The 12,255-nt window shown below is 58.5% G+C and carries 9 protein-coding genes; 7 read left to right on the top strand and 2 right to left on the bottom strand.

The window, feature by feature from the left end:
• Nucleotides 1–25 precede the first annotated feature (25 nt).
• Together ABOC97_RS15100 and ABOC97_RS15095 are read left to right on the top strand one after the other, a co-directional pair.
• Nucleotides 26–1,096 (top strand): efflux RND transporter periplasmic adaptor subunit, encoded by a 1,071-nt coding sequence (locus ABOC97_RS15100; RefSeq protein ID WP_349599182.1) that lies wholly within the window; start codon nt 26–28, stop codon nt 1,094–1,096.
• 13 nt (nt 1,097–1,109) lie between these two features.
• Complete coding sequence (locus ABOC97_RS15095; protein ID WP_349599180.1) at nt 1,110–4,205, top strand: efflux RND transporter permease subunit; 3,096 nt, start codon at nt 1,110–1,112, stop codon at nt 4,203–4,205.
• Here ABOC97_RS15095 and pdxR read toward each other — a convergent pair.
• Entirely contained in the window at nt 4,202–5,665 is a 1,464-nt protein-coding gene (pdxR, locus tag ABOC97_RS15090; RefSeq protein ID WP_349599178.1) for a MocR-like pyridoxine biosynthesis transcription factor PdxR, read from the bottom strand. The two genes, ABOC97_RS15095 and pdxR, sit on opposite strands and share 4 nt — an antisense overlap.
• A 231-nt stretch (nt 5,666–5,896) precedes the next feature.
• Here pdxR and ABOC97_RS15085 point away from each other — a divergent pair, with 231 nt between their 5' ends.
• The 4 genes from ABOC97_RS15085 to ABOC97_RS15070 are packed head-to-tail and all read left to right on the top strand — an operon-like array spanning nt 5,897 to nt 8,871.
• On the top strand, nt 5,897–6,748 hold the full coding sequence (locus ABOC97_RS15085) for a transporter substrate-binding domain-containing protein (protein ID WP_349599176.1): 852 nt from the start codon (nt 5,897–5,899) through the stop codon (nt 6,746–6,748).
• A gap of 46 nt (nt 6,749–6,794) precedes the next feature.
• The gene (locus ABOC97_RS15080; RefSeq protein WP_349599173.1) at nt 6,795–7,436 is read left to right on the top strand and encodes an amino acid ABC transporter permease; all 642 of its coding nucleotides are present in this window, start codon (nt 6,795–6,797) and stop codon (nt 7,434–7,436) included.
• A gap of 15 nt (nt 7,437–7,451) precedes the next feature.
• Complete coding sequence (locus ABOC97_RS15075; protein ID WP_061281911.1) at nt 7,452–8,117, top strand: amino acid ABC transporter permease; 666 nt, start codon at nt 7,452–7,454, stop codon at nt 8,115–8,117.
• Nucleotides 8,110–8,871: an amino acid ABC transporter ATP-binding protein gene (locus tag ABOC97_RS15070; RefSeq protein ID WP_052283754.1), complete on the top strand. Its 762-nt coding sequence runs from the start codon at nt 8,110–8,112 to the stop codon at nt 8,869–8,871. The genes ABOC97_RS15075 and ABOC97_RS15070 overlap by 8 nt, the downstream gene beginning before the upstream one ends.
• A 512-nt stretch (nt 8,872–9,383) precedes the next feature.
• Here the strand turns inward: ABOC97_RS15070 and ABOC97_RS15065 are convergent.
• The gene (locus ABOC97_RS15065; RefSeq protein ID WP_349599168.1) at nt 9,384–10,148 is read right to left on the bottom strand and encodes an SDR family NAD(P)-dependent oxidoreductase; all 765 of its coding nucleotides are present in this window, start codon (nt 10,146–10,148) and stop codon (nt 9,384–9,386) included.
• A 165-nt stretch (nt 10,149–10,313) separates the two neighbouring features.
• On the opposite strand from ABOC97_RS15065, the gene ABOC97_RS15060 reads away from it, so the two are divergent.
• Entirely contained in the window at nt 10,314–11,648 is a 1,335-nt protein-coding gene (locus ABOC97_RS15060; protein ID WP_349599165.1) for an aspartate aminotransferase family protein, read from the top strand.
• Nucleotides 11,649–12,255 lie beyond the last annotated feature (607 nt).

The raw sequence follows: 12,255 nt of genomic DNA, 5'->3' as shown, positions 1-12,255 counted from the left end.
GGCGCTTATCTCGCAAGGACTCCCGATGAAAACGAAACTCCGCTTTGCCCTTATGGCATGCGGGCTGGCTTACTGCACGCTCGCTTCTGCTTCGGTCCCGGTGCGTATCGTCACCGTTGAACGTGCGCCGCATGCGGCTGAACGCCAGCTACCGGGCCGCGTGGAGGCCATCCACGCCGTTGATATTCGCGCCCGTACCGAGGGCACTATCGTCAAGCGCCACTTCCTGGATGGGCAAGAGATTAACAAAGGCGATCTGCTGTTTACCCTCGATGATGCGCAGCCTCGTGCGGCGCTGGCGCTAGCGCAGGCCGAGTTGAAAAGCGCTCAGGCATCGTTGCGCCAGGCGCAGCAGCTGCTATCGCGCTACCAGAGCCTGAAAACTAACCAGTCGATCAGCCGTAATGATGTTGATACCGCTCAGATGCAGCGCGACGTGGCCGCCGCCGCCGTTGAACAGGGCAAAGCCCGGGTCAGCGCACAGCAAATCACCCTCGATTACACCCGGATAACCTCGCCGGTGAGTGGACGCGTGGGGCACAGCGCCTTTCACGTTGGCAGCCTGGTGAACCCTGCCAGCGGCGTGCTGGTGGAAATTGTCCAGCTTGATCCGGTGCGGGTGAGCTTTGCGCTCGATGAATCGGCGTTTTACAGCAAAGCCGGACAGCATACCGATATTCGCGCGCTGAAAGCCGCATGGCTGGCGCAGATAACGCTCGATGGCCAGCGTGAAGACGGCGTGCTGACTTCGGTGGATAACCGGATTGATACGCGTACGGCAAGCGTGGCGGTGCGCGCCGAGTTTGCCAACCCACGGCACCGGCTGCTGCCGGGCGGTAACGTCAATGTCACCCTGCGTCCGCAGACGCCAAATGACCGCGTGATGATCCCCGCCTCGGCGGTTCAGCAAGACGGTCAGGGCTACTTTAGCTGGGTGCTAACGGCGGAGAACACCGCCGATCAGCGTCGTCTTGAACTGGGCGGCCAGCAGGGACAGTCCTTCGCGGTGGCGAAGGGATTAAACGCCGGCGAGCGCGTTGTCACCGAGGGCGCGCAGCGTCTGACCCACGGCGCAGCCGTTCAACTGCTGAATTAATTAAGGAGACAGGATGCTGACGTTTTTTATCCGCCGTCCGCGTTTTGCCATGGTGATTGCGCTACTGATGACCTTTATCGGGGCCGTGGCGCTCAAACTTATTCCTGTGGAGCAGTACCCACAAATTACTCCACCGGTGGTTAACGTCAGCGCCAGCTGGCCGGGCGCCAGCGCGCAGGACGTGGCGCAGGCCATCGCCGCGCCGCTGGAGACGCAGCTTAACGGCGTTGACCAAATGCTTTATATGGAGTCGACCAGCTCCGACGACGGTAGTTACAGCCTGAATCTGACTTTCGCGGCGGGAACCGATCCGGACATGGCGGCGATTGATGTGCAAAACCGCGTCGCCCAGGCGGTGGCGCAGTTGCCTTCTGCGGTGCAGCAAAATGGTGTGCAGGTGCGTAAACGCGCCAGCAATCTGCTGATGGGGGTCAGCCTCTATTCGCCGCAGGGGACGATGCCGCCGCTGGAAGTCAGCAACTATGCCAGCACGCAGATCCGCGAAGCGCTGGCGCGTCTGCCGGGCGTCGGCCAGGTGCAGATGTTTGGCGCGCGCGACTACAGCATGCGTATCTGGCTGCGTCCGGATCGCATGAATGCGCTGAATATCACCAGCGATGATATTGCTAAAGCGCTGGGCGAGCAGCACGTGCAGGGGGCCGCCGGGCAGATTGGTACGCCGCCGGTGTTTAACGGCCAACAGCAAACCCTGACTATCAATGGCCTCGGGCGACTGACCGAAGCCGGGCAGTTCGGCCAGATTGTGGTGCGCAGCGGTGCGCAGGGGCAATTAGTCCGCCTCGCCGACGTGGCGACCATCGAGCTGGGCGCGCGAAGCTACAGTTCCAGCGCCCAATTAAACGGCGTGGAATCGGCCTATATGGGGATTTATCCCACCCCGACCGCCAATGCGCTGCAGGTGGCGAGTGCCGTTCGCGCCGAGCTAACGCGTTTGCAAGCCCGCTTCCCGGCCGACCTGAAGTGGGAGGTCAAGTTTGATACCACCCGTTTTGTATCGGCGACCATCAAAGAGATTGGTACTTCGCTGGCCCTGACCCTGCTGGCGGTGGTGGCGGTGGTGTCGCTGTTCCTGCAAAGCCTGCGCGCGACGCTGATTGTGGCGCTGGCAATTCCGGTCTCGCTGGTGGGCACCTTTGCGGTGCTCTACCTGCTCGGCTACAGCGCCAATACCCTGAGCCTGTTTGCCATTATTCTGGCACTCACCATGGTGGTGGATGACGCCATCGTGGTGGTCGAAAGCGTGGAAGGGCATATGGCGGAAGGATTAAGTCGTACCGAAGCCACCGCGCTGGCGCTACGGCAGATTGCCGGGCCGGTGATTGCTACCACGCTGGTGCTGCTGGCGGTGTTTGTGCCGGTGGCGATGCTGCCGGGGATCGTCGGCGAGCTGTACCGTCAGTTCGCGGTCACGCTCTCCACGGCGGTCACGCTGTCGAGCATCGTGGCACTGACCTTGACGCCAGCGCTCTGCGCGCTGCTGCTGCGCCCACGTCCGGCAAAACCGGCCGCTTTCTTCCGCGGATTTAACCGTGGGCTGGGTGCCACCCGCGACGGCTATGGTCGGTTGGTGGGATGGATGAATCATCGCCCGCTGGTGGCCGTGGCGGCGACATCTCTGGCGGCGCTGCTGGTGGCGTGGAGCTTCTCGTCGATGCCGAAAGGTTTTCTACCGCAGGAAGACCAGGGCTACGTCTTTGCCAACGTGCAGCTGCCGGAGTCGGCCTCGCTTGAACGTACCGAGGCGGTGATGGCGAAGGCGCGACAGCTTCTGGGCGCACACCCGGCGGTGGAAGATGTGATTCAGGTTTCCGGGTTTAGCATTCTCAGCGGCACCAGCGCTTCCAACAGCGGCTTTATCTCGCTGATGCTGAAAGACTGGTCGCAGCGAGCGCCGCTGGAGTCGGTGATGGGGGAATTGCAGCGCCAGCTTCAGGCGTTGCCGGAAGCGACCATTATGCTGTTTGCGCCGCCGACTCTGCCTGGGCTTGGCAGCGCGGCGGGCTTTGATCTGCGTATTCTGGCGCAGGCCGGGCAATCCTCCGCCGAGCTTGAGCAGGTGACCCGTGGGATCTTAATGAAAGCCAACCAGCATCCGCAGCTGAGCCGGGTGTTTACCACCTGGAGCAGCAACGTTCCACAGCTAACGCTGACGGTGGATCGCGACCAGGCGGCGCGTCTGGATGTGCCGGTATCGCGTATTTTCAACAGTCTGCAAACTGCCTTCGGCGGCGCGCGCGCCGGGGATTTTAGTCTTAACAATCGTGTCTACCACGTGGTGATGCAAAACGAGATGCAATGGCGCGAGCGCGCGGAGCAAATCAGCGAACTGTTCGTGCGCAGCAACCACGGCGAATTGGTGCGGCTGAGCAACCTGGTCAGCATCACGCCAACCGTTGGTGCGCCGTTTGTCCAGCAATACAACCAGTTCCCGTCGGTATCGGTGAGTGGTTCTGCGGCGGAAGGGGTGAGCAGCCGCACGGCGATGGCGGCGATGGAAACGCTGCTGGCCGAGCACCTGCCGCAGGGTTACGACTACGCGTGGAGCGGGCTTTCCTGGCAAGAGCAGCAGACCGGCAATCAGGCTATTTGGATTGTGCTAGCGGCGGTGGCGATGGCGTGGTTATTCCTCGTCGCCCAGTATGAAAGCTGGACGCTGCCTGCCAGCGTGATGCTCTCGGTACTGTTCGCCATCGGCGGCGCGTTGCTGTGGCTGTGGATAGCGGGCTACGCCAACGATGTGTACGTGCAGATAGGGCTGGTGCTATTGATAGCCCTGGCGGCAAAAAACGCGATTCTGATCGTTGAGTTTGCCCGCGAGCGGCGTCAGTCCGGGCTGTCCATTGTTGACGCTGCGCGTGAAGGGGCGACGCGCCGCTTCCGGGCGGTGATGATGACCGCAGTGTCATTTATTATCGGTATCATGCCGATGATGTTCTCCACGGGGGCCGGGGCGCAGAGCCGCCGTATCATCGGCACCACGGTGTTCAGCGGCATGCTGGTGGCGACGGTGATTGGCATTCTGTTTATCCCATCGCTGTACGTGCTGTTCCAGCGGCTGCGCGAGTGGGCGCACCGCCGGGCGGGCTAACCCATCTGCGCCAGTTGGTGGCGCAGCACATCGACCCCCGGCGCAATGGCGTCGGGGTTGATAGCGTGAAAGCCCATGCGGAAAAAGTTATCCGGCGGCGCGGCATCGAGAAAATGCCGCGCACCGGGTTCAATTAGTACCCCGGTATGCGCTGCGCGCCAGGTCAACTGCTGGGTGCTGATATGCGCCGGCGTGCGCAGCCAGAAGGCGTTGGCGTGCTCGCTGCCGGGCAGCGGCTGACACTCAGGCAAAAGCGAGGAGAGGGCATTGTTGAGCATTTCCCAGCGGCGCGCGGAGTCGTCGCGATAGCGCCGCAGATGGGTTTCGTAATGTCCCTGAGCCAGAAAATGCGCCATTTGATACTGAATGTTGGTCGGCGGATGTCGGTATACCAGGCGGCGTAGCGCCCGCGCTTCATCAATCAAATCCGGGTCGGCGACCATAAAGCCCAGGCGCAGGCCCGGCGACAGCGCTTTTGACAGGCTGCTGACGTAAATCACCCGCCCGCTACGGTCGCTGGCCTTCAGCGCCGGCAGCGGGTTGGTCTGGAAGTTACTCTCCGAATCGTAATCATCTTCAATAATCACCGCATCATGCTGCGCCGCATAGGCCAGCAGCTGGCTGCGACGGGCTTTACTCATGGTGACGCCGGTCGGCACCTGATGCCCCGGGGTCACGTAATAATAATCACAGGGTGTGTCGTTGAGGATAATGCCCTGCTCATCGACCGGGTGCGGCACAATCTGGCTTTCGCCGAGCATGAAGGTATTGATGGCCTCGCGAAAACCGGGATTCTCAACGCCGACGCGAGTCTGGCGTGACATCAACAGGCGGGTGAGCAGATATAGCGCGTTTTGCGATCCCAGGGTTATCAGGATTTCATCGGGCGCGGCGACAATGCCGCGCTTAGGCAGCACGCGGGTACGGATTTGCTCGATAAGCATGGGGACATCCTGGTCGATATGGTCCACCACCCAGGACGGATCGCGCGCACCGCCGTGCAGCCAGTTGGCGGCAGAGCGCCAGCTGACCAGTGGGAACTGACGGGCATCCGGCTGGCCGTAGATAAACGGGTAGCGATAGTGCATCCAGCCCGCCGGTTTTAAAATGGACTCCTGCTGGCTTGGGGTGATGTTGAGCCGTTTGCCCCAGGATGGTGCATGCTCTCCGGCAATGGGTGCAGGCGTCGCGCTGCTAAGGCGCGGGGTGGCGTAGTCCGGATGCAGGTAGTATCCGCTGCGCGGACGGCTAATCAGGTAGCCTTCGTTGACCAGGCTTTCAAATACCAGCGCGGTGGTATTGCGCGAAACCTGAAGCTGGCTTGCCAACTGGCGACACGAGGGCAGCGGCGTGTCGGCCGGGAAAATACCGCCTAAAATGGCGTTCACCAGTGACTCCCGAACCTGCTCTTGCAAACCGCGATGATGGTCAAAATCTACGTGCAGTAAGTGCCGAATCATACGCTGCTCCTTCCAGTATCCGCTTTCTTAGCACTCAGCAATTTTTGTACCAGCCTGAAATCGTCTGACACAACGGCGTGCGAAAACTGGCTCTATTCAGAATGCAAAAAGTCTCCCTACAGTAAAAACGTCACCAGCGACTGTGCAATTTTGCCGCTGTCGGCACATATCTTGCAACGCTTCCAGGGCATCTGGAATTCACGTATCGGGCATTTAAACAGGGGTCACACGATGAAAAAAACGATGGGTTCGTATTATCTGGCCGCCGTGATGGCGATGACCTTTTCTTTGCAGGTGGCGGCGGCCGACCTGCCGGAAATTGAAAAATCCGGGACCTTAAAAGTGGCGACCGAGGATGACTACGCGCCGTTTAACTTTATGAATAACGGCAATGCCGATGGGTTTAACAAGGATATGCTGGCGGCGCTGCGCGAGTACGCCAAATTTAACGTGACGCAAAGTATTTTACCGTGGACCGGATTATTAGCGGCGGTCTCGACCGGGCAATACGATATGGCTTTAACCGGTGCCGTTGTCACCGATGAACGTCTCAACGTGTTTAATTTCACTCCTCCATGGGCATCGGCCCAGCACTATTTCGTCAAGCGTGCTGGCGACACCTCGTTAAATACCATTGCCGATTTAAGCGGTAAAAAAGTGGGTCTCCAGGCGGGCAGCGCGTTATTAGCCCGTTTACCTGAACTGAAAGCGATGATTGAAAAAACCGGCGGCAAGCTGGGACCGGTGGTGGAATATCCGTCCTACCCGGAAGCCTACGCCGATTTAGCCAATAAGCGTCTCGACTATGTGATTAACGTGGTGATTTCCGTCAACGACCTGGTGAAAGCCAAGCCAAAAGTCTTCGCCAAAGGGCTGGCGGTTTCCGGACCGGGTTATATGGCCTGGCCGATGCCGAAAAGCTCGCCGGAGCTGTTGGCCTATATGACCAAATTTACCAACCATATGCGCGAAACCGGGCAACTGGCGGCGTTGCAGAAAAAATGGTTTGGCGAAACCTATGACGACCTGCCGACCGAGCCTATCACCAGCGCCGCGCAGTTCCACACGTTAGCCGGGCAGTAATGATGGCTGCGGGAAACCGCAGCCCGTTTGACTAAAGGAGGGCTACATGGACTCAATCGCATGGCAGTTACTGTTTGAAGGCGCATGGACGACCCTCTGGATTTCCGCCATTGCCATCGCTTTCGGCGTGGTTATCGGGCTGGTTATCGCTTTTGTACGGATGATGAAAATTCCGGTCATCGACCAGATTCTGGTGGTCTATATCAGCCTCGCTCGCGCCACGCCGCTGGTGACGCTGGTACTGTTCCTCTTTTTATCGCTGCCGACTGTCGGCATTAACCTCGATAAAACGGTGGCGGCGATTGTCGCGCTGACGCTCAACACTTCTGCGTTTAATGCGGAAATCTGGCGCAACGCGTTCCGCACTTTTCCTCGCGAGCAGCGTGAAGCCGCCGAGTCGGTGGGCATGCGTCGTTGGCCCTATTTCCGCTACATCATGTTGCCGCAAATGTGGCTGGAGAGCCTGCCAGCGCTGGTAAATGAGATGTCTTTTCTCATCAAAGGTAGCCCGGCGATTGCGGTGATTGGCGTGGTGGATCTCACCCGCGTCACCAACCGAATCTCTTCCGTTACCTATGAACCGCTTTCTCCCATCCTCGCAGCCGGGCTGCTGTATGTGGTGATTATTGGCCTGCTGCTGAAGTTGCAAAGCATGGCGGAACGCAAAGCAAAACGACTGGCGCGCTAAGTCCCGGGAGGAACGATGAATCAATGGGCAATTATCTGGGCCGAGCACGATAATTTTATTGCCGGGCTGCTGGCGACCTTAGAGCTCTTTATTATTGCCGCGGTTTGTGGGCTTTTTATCGGCACGCTGCTGTGCTATTTCACCGAATATCAAAAACGGGTGCTTAATAACCTGATCATGGGTTTTGTGAATCTGATGCGCGCTGTGCCGTTTTTGATTCTGGCCTATCTGTTGTATTACGGGCTGCCTGAATTGGGCATCAGCCTGGAAGCGTGGACCGCTGGATTACTGGCGCTCATTATTTATCACGGGGCCTATTTCTTTGAGATTCTCCGCAGCCAGCGGCGGGTATTTTCCAACGGCTATATTGAGGCTGCCGTGGTGCAGGGATTCTCTCGTTACACGATATTTCGCCGAATCGTCCTGCCGAATATTTTCTCCTCCGCGCTGCCGCTGTTGGGTAATCAACTGATTATCTGTCTGAAGGATACCGCGTTTCTGAGCATTATCACCGTGCAGGAAATTACCGCCGCCGCGAACAGCGTGCAGGCGACCTATTTCATTCCGTTTAATGCCTTTATTGTCGCTATCGCGCTGTATTGGGCTATCAGCATTGTGCTTGAACTGCTGGTGAAACGGTTGACTGTTTATAGCGCCAAAAGAGGAATGAGCCATGTCTGATATCACGGCGGTAAGCGTCAAAAATGTCTCCAAGCAGTTCGATAACGTTGAAGTGCTGCGCGATATTAATTTGACGGTGGAGAAGGGGACGGTGGTTAGCATTCTGGGTTCTTCTGGCTCGGGAAAATCGACGCTGCTGCGCTGTATGAACTGGCTTGAACAACCCGACCGTGGGGAAATTCACATTGGCGGGCAGCGTATCGGCGTGGATGACCGCTCGGGGAAAGCAATGTCGCATCGCGATTTGTCGAAAATCCGCGAGCGGGTGGGGATGGTGTTCCAGAGCTTTAATCTGTGGCCGCACCTGACTGTGGAACAGAATGTGATGGAGGCGCTGCTGCATGTGAAGGGGATGAAGCGCGATGAGGCGCGGGAAATTGCCCGCCAGCAGCTGACCAAAGTGGGGATGGATCATAAAGCCGATGCCTATCCGATAACCCTTTCCGGCGGCCAGAAACAGCGAGTGGCGATTGCCCGCTCGCTGGCGATGTCACCGGAGGTTTTGCTGTTTGATGAACCGACCTCGGCGCTCGATCCCGAGCGCGTGAATGAAGTGCTGAGCGTGATGAAATCGCTGGCGGCGGAGGGTTACACCATGGTGGTCGTCACTCATGAGATGGAGTTCGCCCGTCAGGTGTCCAATGAAGTGGTGTTTCTGGAGAAAGGGATTTTGATTGAGAAGGCACCGCCGGAGATTTTCTTTACCCAGCCGAAGTCTGAGAGGGTGAAACAGTTTTTGCAAAGTAGCCGCTAAGGGGGGCTAAGAATGTGCGGGTTTGACCCTCACCCCGGCCCTCTCCCTGGAAGGGAGAGGGAGTACGACGAACCTCACCTTTCTCAATTCACAACGCCGAATGGTTCCCTCGCCCCTTTGGGGAGAGGGTTAGGGTGAGGGGATGCGTCTGCGGCAAACTTAATCCCTATCAATCTTCAATCGAAAAAAACTGTCTCAATAAACTCCGCTGAGCAGCCCTTTCTCCGGCGGGAGAGTGAGTACGACGAACCTCACCTTTCTCAATTCACAACGCGAACGGTTCCCTCGCCCCTTTGGGGAGAGGGTTAGGGTGAGGGGATGTGTCTGCGGCAAACCTACTCCCTATCAATCTTCAATCGAAAAAAACTGTCTCAATAAACTCCGCTGAGCAGCTCTCTCTCCTGCGGGAGAGGGAGTATGGCGAACCTCACCTTTCTCAATTCACAACGCCGAATGGTTCCCTCGCCCCTTTGGGGAGAGGGTTAGGGTGAGGGGATGTGTCCGTGGCAAACTTAATCCCTATCAATCGCAAACGGCTGCCAGGCCTGGCGTACCGGCATCACTTCAACGCGGTTAATGTTCATATGGTCCGGCAGCGTGGCGATATAAAACATCTGCTCGGCAATATCCAGCGCCGACAGCGGCGTGGTGCCGCGATAGAGCGCATCGGATGCGGCCTGGTCGCCTTTGGTGCGCACCAGCGTAAATTCCGTCTCGGCAATTCCCGGTGCGAGGTCGGTCACGCGCACACCGGTGCCTAAAAGGTCGCAGCGCAGGTTATAGCTAAACTGCTTCACAAACGCCTTACTCGCGCCATAGACGTGGCTTCCCGGATACGGCCACTGACCTGCAATCGAACCAATATTAATAATGCTGGCCCCGGCACCGTGGCGAATCAGCGTCGGTAACAGAGCGTGGGTGACGTTGACCAGGCCGGTGACGTTAGTATCAATCATGGTGTGCCAGTCGGTCAGATCCACCTTTTGCGCCGGCTGCGGCGCCAGCGCCAGACCGGCGTTGTTGATAAGCGCAGTCACATCGGCAAATTCCGCAGGCAGGGCGGCGACGGCAGCCGCTACCGCATCGCTATCCCGCACGTCCAGCTCCATCACATGTACCGGCACCAATGACGTCAGTTCGGCCTGTAAAGCCTGAAGACGTGCCAGCCGACGGCCGCTCAACACCAGCGCCCAGCCGGCGCGGGCAAAAACATGCGCCGCTGCTTCCCCAAATCCGGAGGTCGCCCCGGTAATAAACACCACTTTACGATTTTGCATTGTGCTCTCCAGTGCAGGTTGTTCAGACCACTATAAAAACCGTGGGCCAACCTGCCGAGAGACAGTCGGCCTGTGGTGATGTGACACCGGTGTCACGGCGGCAAGACTACACTGGCTCTATCACTTTCTTTTTCGCCGGCGACATGATGAGTCACAGCCAACGGTATGCGAGGAATGACCATGACAGAGTTGAATAACAAAGCGGTACGCCAACTGGACAGAGAGTATGTTTTTCATTCCTGGACGATGCAGGGCAACCTTAACCCGCTGGTGATAGCCGGAGCAAAAGGCTGTGAGCTGTGGGATTACGAGGGGAAAACCTATCTCGATTTCAGCAGTCAGCTGGTGAACGTCAACCTGGGATATCAGCACCCGAAAGTGCTGGCAGCGATGAAAGCGCAGCTCGAATCACTGGTGACGATCGCCCCGGCCACGGCAAACCTGGCGCGCGGCGAGGCGGCGAAGCGAATTATTGATCTCGCACCGGAAGGGTTTAGCAAAGTGTTCTTCACCAACGCCGGAGCCGATGCCAACGAGAACGCTATTCGCATGGCACGTCTGTATACCGGACGCGATAAGGTGCTGTCGGCCTACCGCTCCTATCACGGCAACACCGGCAGCGCGATTGCCGCCACCGGTGACTGGCGCCGCGTGCCAAACGAATATTCGCGCGGACACGTACACTTCTTTAACCCGTATCTTTACCGTAGCGAATTTAATGCGACCACCGAGCAGGAAGAGTGCACCCGCGCGCTGGCGCATCTGCGGCGGATGATCGAGTGCGAAGGCCCGGCATCGATCGCGGCGATTTTGCTGGAGTCGATCCCCGGTACCGCCGGGATTCTGGTACCGCCTGACGGCTATATGAAGGGCGTGCGGGCGCTGGCGGATGAGTTTGGCATTATCCTGATTCTTGATGAAGTGATGGCCGGTTTTGGCCGCACCGGCAGCTGGTTTGCCTTTGAACAAGATGGGATCGTGCCGGATCTGATCACCTTCGCCAAAGGCGTCAACGCCGGATATGTTCCAGCTGGCGGGGTGATCATCAGCGAGGCGATCGCCCACTATTTTGACGATCACTTCTTTGCCGGTGGCTTGACCTATTCGGGCCATCCGCTGGCGATGGCGGCAATTGTTGCCACGCTGGATACCATGAAAGAGGAACGCATTGTCGAGAACGCCGCGAGTATTGGTAACGGCGTACTGCGCCAGGGGCTGGAAGCGCTGGCGGCATCATCGCCGCTGGTTGGCCAGGTGCGCGGTCGCGGAGTGTTCCAGGCGCTGGAGTTGGTGAGCGACCAGACGAAGAAAACGCCGTTGGCGGCAGGCGATATGGCGGAAATCAAAGGGGCGCTAACCGAAGCCGGGCTGCTGAGCTTTGTGGTGGAGAACCGTATTCACGTGGTGCCGCCGTGTACCATTACCGCAGAGCAGGTGCAAAAAGGGTTGGGGATTTTGCACGGTGTGTTGGGGAATTTTGCCCATCTGGCGAAGTCGTGATGGGCAAAAAGCCCGATTAATTATCGTGCTGGTCAGCTAAGGGGTATTACGTTTAGCTACTCAGCCGGTTGCGCTCCTTGTTCATCACATGCCCTATAACCTGAGTGGCGCAAGGAGCGCGCAGGGGGCGGCCAATCGCCGCCGCCCCCTGCACCCCCAGGCTCTGGCGGCAGAATCGCCGCTTCGCGGTGCCCTCAGCTTATGCCTTCCGGCTTTCGGGTCGGGCGCGAGGTAACATCCCTGTAAAACCGCGCCCTCAGCCCACATCCCTGTGGGCTGCCCCGGCCTCCAGGCAACGCCTCGGCGATTCAGACGCCACCTAAAGTCGCTGCAAGTTTTCAGCTAAAAGCCAACGCCAATATTGCTGAAACCGATGAGTCCCCGCTTGAAATCGGTGAGCCGGAGAATGGAAGACAAGGTCAGTCCGCCAGGGATGGCGGACTGAGGCGAACCGAGACACGACAAAATTGCCGGGAGCAATTTTGAACAACGCTTGCGTTGGCCCGAAGGGCGAGTCCCAGGGATGGGACGAGTAGCGTCGAGTTGAGCCGTGCCGCAGGCTGGAGTTCGGAGGCGAACGCAGTGCGAAGCACCGATTTCGCTGCGG

It is taken from the genome of Kluyvera huaxiensis, from assembly GCF_040149365.1.
GTDB lineage: Bacteria > Pseudomonadota > Gammaproteobacteria > Enterobacterales > Enterobacteriaceae > Kluyvera > Kluyvera intermedia_A.
Note: the sequence above shows the minus strand (reverse complement) of the source record. Positions and strands in the feature narration are given on the sequence as shown.